The 18752-nt window shown below is 39.1% G+C and carries 17 protein-coding genes; 15 read left to right on the top strand and 2 right to left on the bottom strand.

Annotated features, from left to right (window positions below; translation table 11 throughout):
* Positions 1–36 precede the first annotated feature (36 nt).
* The 14 genes from L3V46_RS15850 to L3V46_RS15785 all read left to right on the top strand — a co-directional run bounded on the left by L3V46_RS15850 (position 37) and on the right by L3V46_RS15785 (position 15956).
* Positions 37–2184, top strand: a complete 2148-nt coding sequence (locus tag L3V46_RS15850; RefSeq protein ID WP_001009680.1) for a glycine zipper family protein — start codon at positions 37–39, stop codon at positions 2182–2184.
* Between the two features lie 215 nt (positions 2185–2399).
* Complete coding sequence (locus L3V46_RS15845; RefSeq protein ID WP_000058781.1) at positions 2400–2687, top strand: hypothetical protein; 288 nt, start codon at positions 2400–2402, stop codon at positions 2685–2687.
* A gap of 58 nt (positions 2688–2745) precedes the next feature.
* On the top strand, positions 2746–3789 hold the full coding sequence (locus L3V46_RS15840) for a DUF932 domain-containing protein (RefSeq protein WP_000951122.1): 1044 nt from the start codon (positions 2746–2748) through the stop codon (positions 3787–3789).
* Positions 3790–3957: 168 nt separating this feature from the next.
* The gene (locus L3V46_RS15835; RefSeq protein WP_001090272.1) at positions 3958–5001 is read left to right on the top strand and encodes a lambda-exonuclease family protein; all 1044 of its coding nucleotides are present in this window, start codon (positions 3958–3960) and stop codon (positions 4999–5001) included.
* Positions 5002–5213: 212 nt separating this feature from the next.
* Positions 5214–6110 (top strand): hypothetical protein, encoded by an 897-nt coding sequence (locus L3V46_RS15830; protein WP_000589670.1) that lies wholly within the window; start codon positions 5214–5216, stop codon positions 6108–6110.
* A 156-nt stretch (positions 6111–6266) separates the two neighbouring features.
* Positions 6267–6722: a hypothetical protein gene (locus L3V46_RS15825; RefSeq protein ID WP_002086797.1), complete on the top strand. Its 456-nt coding sequence runs from the start codon at positions 6267–6269 to the stop codon at positions 6720–6722.
* Between the two features lie 48 nt (positions 6723–6770).
* Positions 6771–7970: a TolC family protein gene (locus tag L3V46_RS15820; RefSeq protein ID WP_000039774.1), complete on the top strand. Its 1200-nt coding sequence runs from the start codon at positions 6771–6773 to the stop codon at positions 7968–7970.
* A 10-nt stretch (positions 7971–7980) separates the two neighbouring features.
* Complete coding sequence (locus L3V46_RS15815) at positions 7981–9456, top strand: efflux RND transporter periplasmic adaptor subunit (protein WP_001041870.1); 1476 nt, start codon at positions 7981–7983, stop codon at positions 9454–9456.
* 14 nt (positions 9457–9470) lie between these two features.
* Positions 9471–12599, top strand: coding sequence for a CusA/CzcA family heavy metal efflux RND transporter (locus L3V46_RS15810; protein WP_000460236.1), 3129 nt, complete (start codon positions 9471–9473; stop codon positions 12597–12599).
* 11 nt (positions 12600–12610) lie between these two features.
* Positions 12611–12982, top strand: a complete 372-nt coding sequence (locus L3V46_RS15805; protein WP_000181823.1) for a hypothetical protein — start codon at positions 12611–12613, stop codon at positions 12980–12982.
* 5 nt (positions 12983–12987) lie between these two features.
* Complete coding sequence (locus L3V46_RS15800) at positions 12988–13701, top strand: HupE/UreJ family protein (protein ID WP_001165581.1); 714 nt, start codon at positions 12988–12990, stop codon at positions 13699–13701.
* Between the two features lie 11 nt (positions 13702–13712).
* Entirely contained in the window at positions 13713–14351 is a 639-nt protein-coding gene (locus tag L3V46_RS15795; RefSeq protein ID WP_000282061.1) for a hypothetical protein, read from the top strand.
* A gap of 80 nt (positions 14352–14431) precedes the next feature.
* Positions 14432–15739, top strand: a complete 1308-nt coding sequence (locus tag L3V46_RS15790) for an MFS transporter (protein WP_000895211.1) — start codon at positions 14432–14434, stop codon at positions 15737–15739.
* Positions 15740–15830: 91 nt separating this feature from the next.
* Complete coding sequence (locus L3V46_RS15785; protein ID WP_000733641.1) at positions 15831–15956, top strand: YHYH domain-containing protein; 126 nt, start codon at positions 15831–15833, stop codon at positions 15954–15956.
* A 31-nt stretch (positions 15957–15987) separates the two neighbouring features.
* Here L3V46_RS15785 and L3V46_RS15780 read toward each other — a convergent pair whose 3' ends face one another.
* Positions 15988–16257, bottom strand: coding sequence for a metal/formaldehyde-sensitive transcriptional repressor (locus L3V46_RS15780; protein WP_000018740.1), 270 nt, complete (start codon positions 16255–16257; stop codon positions 15988–15990).
* 55 nt (positions 16258–16312) lie between these two features.
* Between L3V46_RS15780 and dmeF the strand changes: the two genes are divergently transcribed.
* Positions 16313–17248, top strand: a complete 936-nt coding sequence (gene dmeF, locus L3V46_RS15775; protein ID WP_001175951.1) for a CDF family Co(II)/Ni(II) efflux transporter DmeF — start codon at positions 16313–16315, stop codon at positions 17246–17248.
* A gap of 65 nt (positions 17249–17313) precedes the next feature.
* On the opposite strand, the gene chrA is transcribed toward dmeF, so the two are convergent.
* On the bottom strand, positions 17314–18735 hold the full coding sequence (gene chrA, locus L3V46_RS15770) for a chromate efflux transporter (protein WP_002040866.1): 1422 nt from the start codon (positions 18733–18735) through the stop codon (positions 17314–17316).
* Positions 18736–18752 lie beyond the last annotated feature (17 nt).

Below are 18752 nucleotides of genomic sequence, written 5' to 3'. Positions count from 1 at the left end.
TAAATTATCTGAAAATTCAAAAAATTAGGGGGATATATGAATTTTAAATTACTTAAAGTACGACTAGATAGAATTAAAACTCAAAAACATACACTTACTCCAGAAGATATGTTGATGTTAGTTACTCAAGAAAAAGCTGATCTTAATTCGGGGTTTTTCTCTCGCTTATTTAGTGTGACTATTCCACAAAAATGGGAATTTTCTATCAATTCATCTGAGGAAATTGGCGTTGCTTTAGAATTGGTTGAATTGATTGAAACAGTATTTATCCCTCACTATCAGGGGCATGCAAAAAATTATGCTTGGTTAGAGCAATGTATTTTATTCAAACTCAAGCATCAAGCGTCGATGAATATTTCTGAATTAGTCAGTCGGTATTTATCGAAGATTGAAAAAAGTGAACATTTACAGATTAGTCGAGAGATCTTAAAAATTTTATTTGAGCGTGAGCCTAGCAATGCTGTCATTAAAGCACAGGCGATAGTGTACAAACGTAGTCAAATCTATACTAGCGCTATAGAAAAGTTTGAGTACTATTTTGAGCATTGTTCTTATCAAGAAACATTATATTTTGATTATCTTGAATGTTTAATAATGCGGAAGAATGTTATCTATAATCAGGAAAAAGGAGAGTTTGGTGATTTGCAATATGCTGTATATTTACTTTGCTCTATAGACGATGCGAAAGATAGAGCATTACAAGGGAATCTACTCAATCGTGCTATAACAGCCCTTTTACCAGAAGACGTTATTGCAACTCGTCCTGAAGATACGAATTTCTTAGCTGACATGGGACGTGGGCTAAATAGTTTTAGTAAGGGAGTTGGTACATTTTTTGGAGGGCGTGATTCGCAGATTCCATATAGTGAAGGAATTATTGCGAGTGCACCAAAACTTTTGAAAAATAAAAAAATTGTTGAGTGTCTTAACCAAAATCAAAAAGCACAAAAAGAGCTAGAAAAAATATTATCTGATCAAGGGCTAAAGGTGGGTGTGGGCTTAACGGCATCCGCATATTCTTTAGGATTAATTTGGGATTATGCACATATTGATCCATCTGTATTAGATGCATTGAGCTTTGCATCAAAAGGAAATCCTGAAAACTTAAATACTTTACAAGACATTTCAGCGAATACACTAGATAGTGCAGGAGCAGTGACTCGTTTAACTGGTTATGTTGCTGAACAACAGGTTGCACTGAATTTACAACAACAAGGACATACAGTTGAATTTCCCGATAGCGCAAACCAAGCTGGTTATGATTTGATTGTTGATGGCACACCGATGCAAGTTAAGTGCTCAATGGATGCTGATTATGTATTAAGTCATTTTGATAAGTATCCAGATATTCCAGTGATTGTGAACAGTGAACTTGCAGAGCAGCTAGGTAATCATCCGATGGTGTTAGTGGATACCACTTTAAGCTATGAAGCTGTTCAGGAAACTACTGGTGTAGGACTAGAGCAAGTTTCAGATTTTGCGGATGTAGGAGATATGCTACCAATCCCACTATTAACGATTGGTTTAGCGGCATATCGTAATTATGGTGATTTTAATTCAGGTAAAGTGGATGGCGAGCAATACTTAAAAAATGTTGGCAAAGAAACTGCTGCAATTGCTGGAGGTGCAATGACAGGGTCAATGCTACTCGGCGCATTAGCAGGTCTTGCTACAGGTGGTGTTGGAGTCATTGTTGCGAGTGGTATTGGTGCATATATGGGAGGGGTTGCTGGTTCTACAGGTGCAAATAGTATGAATCGAGAAGCCTTGTGTAATCAGAGAGATATCGTAGTGAAATTACTCATTGAATTCGCAGCGTGGTTCAATGAAAATTTATTGGTTCATCGAACAAATGTGCTATTCAAACAGCTACAAAGTTTTGAAACTCATATGTTGAATAATGCTGATCGTATTATTACTTTTAGTACTTTATTGATCTATCAACATGAAGCTTATATGCGTGCCTATCATCTGAACCAATGGATATTACATAAGTTGCAAAAAGGTAATGAAATGGAAAAGGTTCAAGCTGGTTGGGTGGCTATTGATGAGTCAAGTAATTTTATATCAGTTGATCTACAGCCAAAAATTAATGAAATTAATCGTCAATTAGAGATTTATAGGGAACTTGCCAAACCTGATTCAGCACAGCCTAATCGTACTCATCAGCTTAAACCTGCTTGAGTGTTGGAATAATATTGATAGTTGTATTTGAAATAAAAAATTGGAGAGATTATTTACTAATTGAATTAGTAAATTAAAAGTTATTCCAAATAATTTCAGACACATAATATCCTAATGAGAATCATGAAACTCTTTTGAGTTCTTCATGAAAATATGAAAACAAAGTCTGCCATCGAGCAGGCTTTTTTTATGCACAAAATTTAAGGAGTCGAGCTATGAGCTTGAGCTGTCCCTTTTGCCATTCAACGAATGTGATATTGGTTGAAGCAAGTACACAACAATCAAATACGACCTTAACCAATTTGGTCACACCGACCACATTGGGTGCATTGGGAACCACGGTCGCAAAGTCTTTCAATCTGCCACCGATTGTCGGTGGAATAGCAGGAACGGTACTCGGCAGTGTGTTGAATTCATTTACCGAACAAAGCACACCACCACAGCAGAATTTATGCTTCTGCCACAACTGCTACCAAAAGTTTCCAGCGCACCTTTTGCATTAAAGATCGTTAGTAACCACACAAATTCAAATTTCATTTTCAAATTAAAAGGAATAAAACTATGGCACATCAACTTGAACAAATGGCGTATGTCGGAGAAACCCCTTGGCACGGACTAGGGAATCAACTGACACAAAACCAACCGATTGAAGTCTGGGCACAGCAGGCAGGTATGGATTGGCGGATTGAATCTTCTAATGTCAGTTATATGGCGCAGAATGACCGTGGGCAAAGCATCATCATGCCTTATGAAGAACAACGAGTTTTATATCGCTCTGATACCCATGCTCCACTGTCAGTCGTCAGTCAACGCTTTCAGGAAGTGCAACCGAGAGAGATTTTAGAATTCTATCGTGACCTCACCGAGCAATCAGGTTTTGAACTTGAAACCGCAGGTGTACTCAAAGGTGGCAAGAAATTCTGGGCACTAGCACGTACAGGGCAAACATCCATGTTGAAGGGCAAAGATGTCAGTAATGGCTATATGCTCTTGGCAACAGCATGTGACGGAACCCTTGCCACCACCGCACAATTTACCTCGATCCGAGTAGTGTGCAACAATACTTTAGCGATTGCCTTAAAAGGACAGAACAGCAGTGCAGGTGTGGTCAAAGTTCCACACAGTACTAAATTTGATGCTGATAAGGTCAAACAGCAACTCGGTATTTCAGTACGTGCATGGGATGAACACATGTATGAAATGAAGCAACTGACACAACGTAAAGTGAGTCAGATGGAAGCATCCGCTTACTTTGATGCCGTGTTCAATAACAGCACAATGAACAACGTGGTGGATCAGGAGGACAACATCATCCAGTTCTACCGTGATGTAGCCTTACAAGCCCAAGCCAATGGCAAGGACAAAGCTGAACCAAATGCCAAATCGATGAGTCGAGCTATGGAAATGTTTAATGGTCAAGGACGAGGTGCGGAGCTAAGTTCAGCCAAAGGAACAGCCTATGGATTACTGTGTTCAATCACAGAATTTATAGACCACGAACGTCGTGCCATGAGTACCGATCACCGGCTTGATTCAGCTTGGTTTGGTGCTGGCGCATCGATCAAACAACGAGGATTGGAACAGGCACTTAACATGCTTGCATAGTGCGGAATATACATTTTTCAATCATGGAAAGTTAGACCTAACTAAGCATTTTTAAATGGAATTTCGAATTTTAAAAATTATTAAAACCATAGCTTCGGCTGTGGTTTTTTTATGCCCATTTTTTGTGATCCCCATCATTTTACATAGCAAAATAATCAGGACTTCAATATGAATACCGCAATTTTAAATCCATCTATGCAACAGGCAAGTACCCCATTTATTGCCCCAAAATTATTCACAGCCAAACGCTTGGTCAATACAAAGAATATGACTCAAGCAGAATGGCTTGAAGTCAGACGCCAAGGTATTGGCAGTAGTGACTGTGCCGCAGCCTGTGGACTTAATCCCTATATGTCGATGCTAGAACTGTGGATGATCAAGACAGGTCGAGTTAAACAATCCATTGAAGATGAAAGCACAGGTCATGCCCCTTTATATTGGGGTAAACAACTTGAACCTTTGGTCGCTGAATACTACAGCATGCATACCAACAACAAAGTTCGTCGTATCAATGCCGTACTACAACATCCTGATGAGGATAAGCATTTTATGCTGGCTAACTTAGATTACTCGGTGGTAGGTAGTGAGGAAGTACAGATTTTAGAATGCAAAACCGCAGGGGAATATGGAGCAAAGTTATGGCGAGATGGTGTGCCTTTATACGTATTGTGTCAGGTGCAACATCAACTCGCTGTAACAGGCAAAAAGGCAGCGCATATTTGTGTGCTGATCTGTGGTCATGAAACTCGTATCTATAAAGTGGCACGCAGTGAATCAGTCATTCAACATATTGTGAATGCAGAGCGATACTTTTGGGAGTGTGTGGAAAATGACACGCCACCTTCAGTCGATGCCAGTGAATCGGCAGCTAAAGCCATTCAGCAACTCTATCCTCAACATATTCCACTCAGTGTCGAAGATCTCAGTCAAAATGAACAAGCCAATCAGTTGTTTGCTCAACTGATTCAAGAAAAGCATCATATTGAAAAACACCAAAACAGCTTTGATGAAACTAAGCATCAAATTCAGATGTTAATGAAAGATGCTGAACGAGCAACTTTTGCCAATGGTTCAGTGACGTGGAAACGATCTAAAGACTCCATTGCTTTAGATAATAAGGCTGTATTGAAAATGCATCCTGAACTAATCAATGAGTTTCCACAAAACAAGGTGGGGACACGACGTTTTCAAATCTATAGCAATGATGACTGACCCGATCAAAACCATGCATCTATATCGCTAACTATATATGCATGAAATATCCATTCTTCCCAAAAGCGCAAAAAAACCACCCCCGATCTACCGACTCCCGAAGGAGCGGTAGACCAACAATGGCGGTTTTTGCGAAGTCGTAGCTTTTCATATTTCTGTTTACTTACATAGCAAGGGGTAATCAGTAAAATTTTACTTATAGGACAAACAACATGATCAAAGGTTTAGCGATTACACCGCCAATACTCGGCAGAATTAGTATCGGTAAAGTGGTCGAAAAGAATGGTAAACGTCTGCCTGAAAAAGATGATCAATTTACGATTACTAGCCAAATTCAGAATAAGGATGGCTGGGTGAAACACCCACTGGATGAGCAGCTAAGAGCCAAGGCACAAAACCAGAAACTCAGAACCATTCCTGTCCGGATGATTTTTAATGATCCTGAACTCAACTTGCGAGCTGAGTACACTCTATTCGACCGACAAACTGGTCGGCCCATCTGTACTGGTAATGGTGAAACCTGTCAGCGACTTGGACAAAACGGGGTTGAACAGCATCCATGTCCATCACCTGATTTATGCCCCTTGGCCCAAGGTGGACACTGCAAGCCTTATGGGCGGCTTTACGTCAATCTAGATGAGTCGGATGAGTTGGGTACATTCATTTTTAGGACTACAGGTTTCAATAGCATTCGTACCTTAGCTGCACGGCTTCGTTATTACCATGCGGCTTCAGGTGATTTACTTTCATGTTTGCCATTGCAACTGACCTTACGAGGAAAAAGCACAACGCAAAGTTACCGTACCCCAATTTATTACGTGGACTTAACCTTACGTGATGGAATCAATCTACAAGAAGCCATTACTTCAGCCAAACAGATCGATGGACAAAGCAAGACAGCAGGGTTTTATCAGGAGGCTTTAGATCATGTGGCAAGGCTAGGTTATGGTAATGCCAGATTTGAGGTAGGAGGTGAGGAGGGACTGGATATTGTTGAGGAGTTTTATATCAATGAACCAAAACCAGAGCAGGGTCAGCAGCTTAGTGATTTAACTCATGTTCAAGACATTCAGAAAGGGTTGCAGCATTCTGTGCAGGCTCTCAATTGAAATGGACCTAGTTAGAAAAGAGTACTTGTACTCTTTTTTTTGCAGATTTTGGACTGTAGATAAGAAAATACTCACTCCTAGAATTTTTGAGAGATGGATTTACTTTAATAACGCTTTTTAGTATTTTGGTAGCAAATCAGAAGTATGTTCATGACTATGCGTTCAAGTAGGTTTTCTAAGCTTATACTCGCATTTGTCCTGTTTTTGTTTACCATAACAATTACGGGAGTTCATGCGTGGGCGCCTGTTCTACTTGAAAATATTGAACATCAGCATGAGTTGAGTATCATTGTAGAGGATGATGCTTCTAGTCATTGGTCTTTACAGCACTCAGATGATTCTCTAAAAAGTTCTGCTGATCATGATGCAGAAGCACATACGTGGAAGAATTTTGATGAGCCGATCTATCATCATTCAGTAAAGCCAATTTCTTCTGATAGTGATTTCAGCATAGATCCAATCTTTATTCTTAGTTTCGCACTTCCACTAGTTTTATTCTTTTTCCAGCTTTTTGAAAAGCCCGTTTATCGAGTCTTTTTAAAGCGGCGATCCCCTCTAGTATTTAGTAATTCTTATACTTTCTCTAAAGATTTAATCGTCCTACGTAATTGATCTTTCTATACAAAAAATAGTTTTTAATTTTTTTGTATAGGTAAAGTCATGTCTAAAAAATATCAGATATTTCTTACCTGTGGATTTGTAGCAACAGCAGCAAATGTATTCGCAGAAACGAATTATGCAGAACTACAAAAGCAGGTAATCGCAAATGATGCTGTACTCAATAGCTTACAGCAGTCCGAGCAAGCTTATGAAATCAATCAAAAGTTTGCTGGCAGATTAATTAATCCGACTTTCAATATGGAGTTGGATAATCTCGGTAATTCAAAATTGAAAGATTTGGATGGCCCAACAACCTTGCTGGGGCTATCACAAGAGATCCCCCTCAGTAATAAACTTTCCTTGAGAAAACAGATTGCGAGTTTTCAAGGTGATCGTAATCAGTTCGAAATAGCAAAGCGTCAGGCTGAACTCAAAGCAGATTTAAGAATCTGTATGGCGAACTGGTATGTAGCTACTCAGCGTGCTGAAATTTATTCTTCTGAGAGTAAATTGAATGCCAGACAAGCTAACGTTCTTTCCGAACGTCTTAAGTACGGGCGAGTAATTCCTTCCGATGCTCAACTAAGCATAGCACTTTCATCTGAGTCGAAATTGCGCCATCAAAATGAAGTGAAGAAGATTCAGTTCCAGAAAAATCTATGTTCTAAGTTCACTTCCAACCTGCCCAGTAGTGCATTGGAGGTTCCGCTAAGCTTTAATTTCACAGACAAAATAAGTTTGTCTGAGCAAGAAGCAACTTTAAGTTCAAAGCTGAAAAAAGCTCAGTTTGAGTTGGCTCGTAAAGAAGCAATACCAGATATTACTTTGGGAGTAGGGGTTAGAAACTACCAAGAAACCAATGACAAAGTCTTTCAGGTTTCGACATCAATACCCCTCAATATTTTTAGTCGAAATAAAGGCAATATTGCGATCGCTCAAGCAGAGCATACGAAAGCAGAAACACAGTCGGTGCTTGTGAATCGTAATTCTAAAATTGAATTGGAAAACAAGGCTATTGAGGTTTCCAACTTGATTGATGCGATTAAGCAATATGATCAAACGGTTTTGCCCGCAACAAATGAGAGTCTCCGAATTGCTGAAATGGGATACCAAGCAGGGAAAAACTCTTTACTTGAATTCAATAATATTAAGCAAATTTGGTTAGACAAACATCTTGCTCGATTCGATATGTGGTTGGCTTTGCAAACTGAAATTGCAGATGTCGAACGTAACTACATTACTCATTTAGATCAAGAATAAGGGCAAGAATATGAATAAACAAACCAATACATTGATTGCAACTGGTGTCGTTGCCTTACTTATCGTCTTATGTGCAATTGCTTGGTATAAATCGGGCAATAAAACACAAGCGAGCGCACATGGTGAGGTCGCCGAAGAAAAAGTAGCTGTGGCTGGAGATGAGAAAGGGCCTCACGGTGGTCGTTTATATCGAGATGGAGATTTCTCTGCTGAGGTCAAGATATTTGAGGAAGGAGTGGAACCACACCTCCGTGTTTATGGGTATTTGAAAGATAAACTACTTAAACCTGAAGACTTAACAGCAAATATCTACATCAAACGTTTGGATGCCGAGCAAAATATTCAATTTCAACCTGAGAGTGATTACTTAATTGGGAATGAAATTGTTTACGAGCCACATTCCTTTTTAATGATGATAAACGTTGATTATCAAGGGAAAAAGCATACTTGGAAATGGGATACGAAGGAAGGCCGTGTCACCATGTTGGACAGTAGTATTAAGAGCAGTGGATTAGAGCTTTTAAAAGTTGAATCAAAGATGTTTGAAAATGCTTTGGAGTTAAAAGGCGAACTGAAGTTTCCTGATAATTTTGAAAGCTTTATTACGCCTAAAGCCAGTGGGACATTGATCAAAACTTACCGTAATCTAGGTGATAAGGTGAGTCAGGGAGACTTACTTGCTGTAGTTCAAAGCCAAGATGTAATTCGTTTGAATGCCGATCGTAAAGTTGCTTTGGACAGCCTACAGTTTGCTCGTCAAAAAATGGAACAGGAACGAGCGCTATGGCAAAAGCGTGTATCACCTGAAATTGATTATATTTCAGCAAAACGAGACTTTGACGCAGCACAAACTCGTGCAAATGAGTTGAATAACTTAATCAACTCTTATGGTGGTTCTAGTAATGGTACTGTTGAAGTTCGTGCTGCAATGTCTGGAACAATATTAGAAGTCCTTGGTGCTGTTGGATCAAATGTAAGTTCTTCAACACCTATTTTTAAAATCGCAAATACTTCTCAACTTTTAGCAGTTGTTAATGTTCCCGCTGACAGGCTAAATGCTATAAATCCTAACAATAAGGTTAAAGTTAAACCTCAAAGCCCTGTGGATACAGAAGAAGCTTTAGGACGAATTAAATATATCAGTGATGTCATTGATCCAAAGACACGTACAGCACAGGTCTTTATTGAAGTACCAAACCAGTTTAAGTGGCGCTCAGGACAGTTAATCACGGCCCAAATTTTTGAAAATCAAAGTTTGAAGCCGATGGTTGTGCGTGAAGATGCTCTACAGAGCTTCCGTGATTGGGATGTTGTATTCATTCGTGTTGGCAATGATTTTGAAGCTAGGCCTCTGGAGCTTGGTGAAAAGTACAATGGGTATGTGGAAGTTAAATCTGGATTACGCGTAGGACAGGTTTATGCCGCTGGAAATTCATATCTTTTAAAAGCAGAGCTAGGGAAATCTGGCGCTACTCATGACCACTAAGGGGAGTAGCGACTATGTTTGACCAGATTGTTAAGCTCTCGATTAAGAATCGTTGGCTTGTACTTATCGTATTTTTATTTGTTGGTGCATTAGGGGTTTATAACTATTTCAAGTTACCGATTGATGCAGTCCCTGATATTACGAATGTACAAGTCCAGATTAATAGTGAAGCTCAAGGACTCTCTCCAATGGAGATGGAGTCTCAAGTGACCTATCCCATTGAAACTGCTTTGGCAGGTATTCCAAATTTAGACTATACACGCTCCGTATCTCGATATGGTCTATCTCAAGTAACGGCAATTTTCAAAGAAGGGACGGATATTTATTTTGCCCGACAATTAGTCAATGAGAAGCTACAAGGAGTGACACCAAATCTTCCCGTTGGAATTGCAACTTCTATGGGGCCTGTTTCTACAGGACTTGGCGAAATCTTCATGTATACCGTTGAAAATGCCAAGAACAATCCTAATCCACTTTCACCAACGGAATTACGCACCTTACAAGACTGGGTGATTAAACCTCAGCTTCGAAATGTAGAGGGTGTTAATGAAATCAATACCATTGGTGGTTATCTCAAACAATTTGTAGTTCAACCTGATTATGCTTATTTACGTAGCATAGGGCTGGATCAGAAGACAATTTTAGAGGCTATCTCTAAGAACAGCATGAATAAAGGCTCGGGGTATATTGAGAAAAATGGTGAACAGTATTTAATTCGTTCTGATTCTCAAATTAACTCGATTGAGCAAGTCCAGAATATCCCGATTACGACGAGCAATGGTTATATCCTCAGATTGAAAGATGTTGCCAAAATATCTATTGGTCACGAATTACGTACAGGTGCTGCAACTAAAGATGGGCAAGAAATTGTACTGGGTACAGCATTCATGCTTATTGGTGAGAACTCACGAAATGTTGCTCACGCTGTTGATCAAAAGCTACAACAGGTTCAAAAATCATTACCAGAAGGTGTGGAAGCAAAAGCTGTCTATAACCGTACAACTTTGGTTGATGCAACGATACAGACGGTGAAAAAGAATCTTTTAGAAGGTGCGATTCTGGTAATCGTTGTTCTGTTTGTATTTCTTGGTCACTTCCGTGCTGCGCTGATTACCGCTTTGGTCATTCCTTTATCCATGCTGATGACAATCACAGGTATGGTGAACCAGAAAATTAGTGCAAACCTTATGAGTCTTGGGGCACTAGATTTCGGGATTATTGTAGATGGTGCTGTTGTAATTGTTGAGGCCTCCTTAGCAAAGTTGGCAATTAAACAAAAAGAGCTTGGGCGAGTTTTAACAAGGCAAGAACGCTTTACGACTGTGTTTGAGGCGACTAAAGAATCCCGCAAAGCGATTCTCTATGGTCAATTGATCATTATCTTGGTGTATCTACCTGTAATGACTCTGACTGGTGTTGAAGGAAAGATGTTTACACCAATGGCTGCAACAGTGGTTATGGCTTTAGTGGCAGCAATGATTCTTTCAATTACGTTTGTCCCTGCAATGGTGGCATTGGTCACTACTGGTGAAATTAAAGAAGAAGAGTCAAAAATCGTCCATGGCATCAAAAGATTTTATAACCCAATTCTAGATTGGTCTTTAAATCACAGATATTTGCTAATCGCTTTTGTCTCTATTTTCTTTGTTTTTAGTGCAAGTCTTTCGACTCGTTTAGGCTCAGAGTTTATACCTTCCTTGGATGAGGGAGATGTAGCACTACATGCCTTGCGTATCCCTGGTACGTCGTTGACTCAAGCAATTGAAATGCAATACACGTTAGAAAAAGAGATTAAGAAAATTCCAGAAGTTCAGACTATTTTTGCCAAAGTGGGGACTGCTGAAATTGCGACTGATCCTGTTCCACCTAACGTAGCAGATAACTTTGTCATGCTGAAACCTCGTAGTCAGTGGCCTAATCCTGATAAGGAAAAGTCTGCGGTTGTTGCTGAAATTGAACGCGTATCTAAAGGCGTATATGGAAACAATTATGAGTTTACACAGCCGATTCAAATGCGTTTTAACGAACTTATTTCAGGTGTCCGAACAGATGTTGCCGTAAAAATTTATGGTGATGATTTAGAGCAGTTGCTTGAATCAGCAAACGCTGCCGCTAAGATTTTAGAGGGAGTCAAAGGTACTGCTGATCTTAAAGTCGAACAGATGTCTGGTTTACCCATGGTTTCTGTTGAGCTGAAAAAAGACATGATTGCCAACTATGGGCTTGATGCAGAGGATGTACAAAAACAGGTTTCTAGCCTAATCACAGGTGAGACAGTAGGTAAGGTGTTTGAAGGAGATCGAAAGTTCGACATTGTGGTACGTATGGATCAAAACTCGGTAACAGATCTAGAAAAGCTGTATCAGATTCCTGTGAGCTTAGCTGATGGTTCGAGTGTTCTTTTATCAGAATTGATCGAGTTAAAAAACGTTCAAGGACCAAACCAGATTTCTCGCGAAAATGGTAAACGGCGTATCGTCATTACAGCAAATGTTCGTGGAACTGATATTGGTAGTTACATTTCAGAAGCACAATCTAAGCTGAATGCTGATTTTAAATTACCAGATGGTTATTGGCTGACTTGGGGCGGTACGTTTGAGCAAATGGAATCTGCTTCAAATCGTCTTATGGTTGTAGTACCGATTGCTTTAATTCTGATCTTTGCCATGATCTATATGGCTTTAGGTAATGTTAGAAACAGTATCTTGGTATTCACAGGTGTGCCATTTGCACTAACAGGTGGTGTGATTGCTTTAGCACTACGTGATATTCCATTCTCAATTTCTGCGGCTGTGGGTTTCATTGCCTTATCGGGTGTTGCTGTGCTGAATGGTTTGGTTCTTGTTTCAGCCATTCAGCGACTTAGAGTTCAAGGTGAAAGTGTCATTGATGCAGTGAAACATGGTGCAATGGAAAGACTCCGTCCCGTGTTGATTACAGCTTTAGTCGCTTCATTAGGTTTTATTCCGATGGCCTTAAACGTAGGCATTGGCTCTGAAGTTCAGCGCCCAATTGCAACTGTTGTTATTGGTGGGATTATTTCATCAACCTTACTGACTTTGATTATTTTGCCAACCTTATATGTGTGGTTTAACCAAGGTAGGTCAAGAAAATCAAACGAAGCTGCTAAACAGGTTGTTTAGGGGCATCTTTAATGACAAATATATTGCGAGATAAACAAAACAAATTTGTGATGATGTTGCTAGTCTGCATGATCAGTCTCGCTTTATGTTTGCACTTTAAAGAGCATGTAACTGAAAATGAATTTCAGAGACACGTTTCAATTGATGCAATTAACTCTCACCATCATGAGATAAGCCAACAACATTCACATAGTCACCAAGATAATTACTATGAACATTTTGTTGGCTATGACGTACTTAAATCGGCCGCTTTAGCTCATCTCTTAAAAGGGATTTCGATTTTAGATTGGTCAAAAGAATATGTTTATCTGATGGTGAGTCGTATTTTTAAACCGCCCAAAAAGTTAATGGATTTTCAATTCATTTTAAATTTTGGAGTTTGATATACATGCAAATTATTGCTTCACACATTGTGAAATTAAGTGCTTACATAAAGCTATTACTTGCTTTATTCATTACATTGGTAAGCCCTACACTTTTTGCTCATGGAGTAGCGGAAGGTGATAAGGGCTATATTCAAGAAATTTATGGCATTCATGTGATTCCATTCATCTATTTGGGTGCGAAGCATATGGTCACTGGATATGACCATTTACTATTTCTTGTTGGCATTATCTTCTTCTTATACCGAATGAAAGATATCGGCTTGTACGTCAGCCTATTTGCACTTGGGCATTCGATTACGATGCTGGTGGGTGTTTATTACAATATCTCGATAAACGCCTACATCATTGATGCAATCATTGGTTTTTCGATTGTTTATAAGGCTCTAGATAACTTGGGGGCTTATCAGCGTTGGTTTGGTTTTCAACCAAACACGAAAATCGCGACTTTAATTTTTGGTCTGATTCATGGTTTTGGACTCGCAGTAAAAATTCAGGAATATGAAGTTCCGAGTGATGGACTGTTGGCAAATTTAATCTCATTCAATATTGGGGTTGAATTAGGCCAGTTTATGGCTCTGTGCATCATCTTGTTATTAATGACGTTTTGGAGAAAGACACCTTATTTCTTTAAAACAGCTTATCAAAGCAATGTCTTCCTCATGTTCCTCGGTTTTTTACTTGTTGGCTATCAACTTACTGGCTTCATTACTCAATAAGGATCTAAATTATGTATAACGCTGAAATTCCAAAAGATATCGAATTACCTTCATCAAAAAAGTTAATTAAATCAACAGCAATTGCTGCCGTAAGTGCCGTTATTGTGCTAGTTACCTGTGTCATGCCTGCGGAGTATGCAATTGATCCGACAGGTATGGGTAAAGTGCTTGGTTTAACGAAAATGGGAGAAATCAAACAATCACTAACTGAAGAGTCAGAAAATGGTATCAATGCTGCACAGGCAGTGAATAGTGTTGAACAAATATCAGTAGAAACTTCGACTCAAACGGCAACTGATAATGCTCAAATGATTATGCCTGCTATTAATAAAGAGAGCATTAGTATTGAGCTTAAACCGGGCCAAGCAACCGAAGTGAAACTGACGATGCCACAAAGTGCAAGTGTCAACTTTGACTGGAAAGCTGTTGGAGGTGGTCTTAATTATGATACCCATGGTGATCCAGTGAACGCTCCTAAAGGGTTCTATCATGGCTATGGAAAAGGAAAGAATGAAACAACTCAGCAGGGTGTCTTAAAGGCAGCTTTTGATGGCAAGCATGGTTGGTTCTGGCGTAACCGTACGGAAAATCCAGTGACTGTAACTCTACTTGTAGAAGGGCAGTTTAGTGAAATGAAGAAAGTCTTTTAAGTTTTGATCAATCTCCTTGGAATAATATTCCAAGGAGATTCAATTGCTAAAGAAGTCAGGTTCTAAAAGGAATCCATAAGATGCTAGAAGTACTAAAAAACACAACATATCGGCATTTGTTTTTGGCCCAAGTAATAGCGCTAATCGGAACGGGGTTAATCACAATCGCCCTAGCTTTACAGGCGTACGATATTGCAAAGGGGGAAGCAGCCCAAGTTCTTGGTATTGCATTGGCAATTAAGATGATTGCTTATATCGGTGTAGCGCCTATAGCATCTGCATTTGCTGAGCGATTACCAAGAAAAAAAGTATTGGTTGGGCTAGATGTTATTCGAGCATTAACAGCATTGTGTCTACCGTTTGTGACACAAATTTGGCAAATTTATATTCTCATTTTTATTTTGCAATCTGCTTCTGCTGCATTTACACCAACATTTCAGGCAATGATTCCAGATGTTTTACCTGAAGAAAAAGACTATACCAATGCGCTATCATTATCACGATTGGCCTATGATTTAGAAAATATTATTAGTCCGATGCTCGCGGCATTTTTATTAACTTTGATGAGTTATCACAACTTATTTTTGGGAACGGTATTAGGTTTTATCGGTTCTGCTTTGTTTGTGGTAAGTGCGAAATTACCAGTTGCCAAAGTACCTGCGTTTAGAGGTGTTTATAGCCGTATTAAGCAGGGAGCTAAAATTTATTTTAATACGCCTAGACTTAAAGCATTGCTTGCTCTCAATTTAGCAATTGCGTCAGCAAGCGCTGTAGTGATTGTAAATACCGTGGTATTGGTTCAATCGACATTTAAGCTAACTGAAAATGCGACTACTTGGGCTTTTGGTTTATTTGGATTTGGTTCAATGCTTTCGGCTTTCATTTTGCCTAAGATATTGGATAAGTTCCCAGATCGATCAGTGATGTTGACGGGAACAACAATTCTTGTAATTGGGCTGTTAAGTGGTTATTTCATTACATCTTATAATGGTTTGCTTGTACTTTGGTTTGTGCTTGGTATTGGATATTCTGTTTCACAAACACCTACAGGCCGTTTGATTCGAAAATCTGCATCGAGTGAGAGTAGGACCTCTCTATTCGCAGCGCAATTTGCGTTTTCACATGCTTGCTGGTTAGTGACTTATCCCTTGGTTGGATGGCTCACTACTAACATAGGAACATTACAAACTTTTATACCGATGGCAGTGATTGCAACGATTTCTTTATTACTTGCAATGCGTTTGTGGCCATCACAGGATGAGGCTCTTTTACCCCACAGTCATGATGATTTACCTCCAGATCATGAGCATTTGCAGCAGCATCGAATCAATGGAGTACACGTCCATGAATATATTATTGATGACTATCATGAAAAGTGGCCTAAATAACTCTTTTTCGACTAATGACTTAGAAAGATTCCGTTTGTTTGTTGTACAATTATAAGCTTATTTTATTGTTCAATAAAAAAAGGGGAACAACATGAAAAAACTAATCTTGGTATGTTTAATGGGGCTTGCGGTAACAAATGCTTTTGCTCATTCAGGTGGTACTGATTCTTCAGGCTGCCACACGAATAGCAAGACAGGGGATCGTCACTGCCATTAATAATAAAAATGAGTAGAACATTTTGTTCTACTCATTTTGAATAACGATCTAATAATAATAAGTACTGTTTCATTTCTTCTTCATCAAAATTTTGATCCCCTTTCAATACATGTTCTCTTAAATGTTGTTCAAGAAGTTGCTGCATTAACCCATTAACAGCACCTTTAATTGCTGCAACTTGTTGTAATACTTCAAGACAAGAGCTTTCAGGTGTTAATAATGACTTTTCAACAGAAGTAACCTGTCCTTGAATCCGCTTGATGCGATTAAGTATTTTTTTATCTTGATGCAAATGAGACATGATTTTTCCTAAAAAAAATATATACTGGGGGGAGTATCTTGGAAAGATAAAATTTATGCAACTTCATAGTAACTTAGATCGTCGTCATTCTCATCAATTCGATGAAGGAAATCCTTTAGCACAAAAGAAAATACTGATTGCGACAATTCTTACAGCAATCATGATGGTACTAGAGATATTGGGGGGATGGATTTTTAATTCGATGGCCTTACTCGCAGATGGCTGGCATATGAGTTCACATATGGTTGCTCTCGGCTTAGCTTATTTCGCATATCGAATGGCCCGACATTATGCTCATGATCAGCGATTTAGTTTTGGTACTTGGAAAATTGAGATTCTAGCAGGGTACAGTAGTGCTATTTTACTTATGGTTGTAGCACTTTTAATGGGTATTCAATCTATCGATCGATTAATGAATCCCGTGAATATTCATTACAATGAGGCAATACCAATTGCAATTGTTGGTTTATTGGTAAACTTGGTTTGTGCATGGTTATTACATGACGGAGGCCACCACCATCACCACGAGCATGATCATCACCATGAACACGACCACCACCACGATCATCATGACTTAAATCAAAAGGCGGCGTTTCTGCATGTAGTAGCTGATGCGGTTACTTCTGTATTGGCAATTGTTGCATTGTTTGCGGGGAAATATTTTGGTTGGAGTTTCTTAGATGCACTATTAGGTGTAGTTGGAGCTATTCTTGTCGCTAAATGGTCATGGGGATTATTAAATGAGACAGGAAAGACACTACTCGATGCAGAAATGTCTCACCCTGTGGTTGATGAAATCAAAGAGGTTATAGAGGAATTTCCTCAAGTTAATATTACTGATTTACATGTTTGGAAAGTTGGTAGAGGCAAGTTTTCTTGCATCTTGGCTTTAGAGAGTACAGGTGTAGATTTAACACCAGATGTAGTGAAACAGGCACTCTCTATCCATGAAGAAATTGTGCATGCAAGTGTTGAAATACATTTTATTTGAATTATTGAATGGTTTTAGTTGGACAAATAAGTCCAACTAAAACATTTTTATATAGTTATAAGTGATTAGCCGCTTATCCCGAAAAAGTGAAGAATAATTCCTATAGCGCAGCAACCAGCTAAAGTAGTCATCATTCCAAGTTTGAAACGGAATAAAGCAAGCATAGCTATGATTGATAACATTAGTGACCATGGGTTAATGCTGGATAAAACTGGAACTTGTAAAACCATTCCATATTTATGAATTACATTAACTTCAGCAAATAATGTATGTAATGCAAACCACACTGATAGATTAAGGATCACTCCAACAACAGCTGCTGTAATTGTCGAAAGTATGGCATTTAAAGCCTTATTATTTCTTAATGCTTCAATATATGGAGCACCAATAAAAATGAATAGAAAAGAGGGTACAAATGTTACCCATTTCGCTAATATACCTCCAAGAGTACCAGCCAAGGCAGGATTCAATGATCCTGGGTCTCGATACGCTGCCATAAAGCCTACAAACTGAACTACACTAATCAGGGGGCCAGGGGTGGTTTCAGCCATACCAAGTCCGATCAGCATTTCACTAGGTTTAAGCCAATGGAAGTTTTCGACGGCTTGCTGTGCAACATAAGATAAAATTGCATAAGCACCACCAAACGTAAGTACGGACATTTTGCTGAAGAATAGAGCGATATGCGTATAAACATTATCTTTGCCCATTAAAGTAATAAAAGCTATAAGTGGGCCGAGCCATAAGACCAAACCAATGAGAGTAATTTTTAGAGCTCTTGTATGGGAAGGTTGTACATGCTCTGGGATCTGCTTAGCAAAAGCAGCATCAATAGCTGCTAATGAAGCATTAGAGCTATTAGCGTCAGAATGAGATGAGGAGGCGTTAAATGCTTTACTTCCACTTTTATTTCCGATGTAACCGATAAGCGCAGCAACTAAAATAATAAATGGAAAAGGCAAAGCAAAGATAAAGATGCCGATAAATGACAAGATAGCGACAATGACCATCACCTTGTTTTTTAAGGCTCGACGACCTACACGCATGACAGCTTCAAGAACTACTGCAAGTACGGCTGCTTTTAATCCAAAGAATAATGCTTGAACAATACTAATCTGACCATAACTTGCATAAATCCAGCTTAGTATTCCTAATGCAAGTAGACCCGGTAAAATAAAGAGAGTACCCGCAACGAGTCCGCCACGTGTTCGGTGTAATAACCAACCTATGTATACAGCCAACTTATGTGCTTCAGGACCAGGAACAAGTGTACAGTAATTTAAGGCATGTAAAAAACGCGTTTCACTAATCCATTGTTTCTCTTCAACTAAAATTTTATGCATTACTGCGATTTGCCCCGCAGGTCCACCAAAGCTAAGCGCAGCTACTTTAAGCCATACCCAAAAAGCTTCACGAAATGAAACACCATGAAGTTCATGTGGGGGAATGCTTTCAGCTAAAGCAGTGGAATCTTCATTTGTATTCATTGCTATTTCACCTAAAT

The sequence above is a fragment of the Acinetobacter sp. AG3 genome (genome assembly GCF_022343575.1).
Taxonomy (GTDB): Bacteria; Pseudomonadota; Gammaproteobacteria; order Pseudomonadales; family Moraxellaceae; genus Acinetobacter; species Acinetobacter guillouiae.
This window is presented reverse-complemented; position numbering and strand designations above follow the sequence as displayed.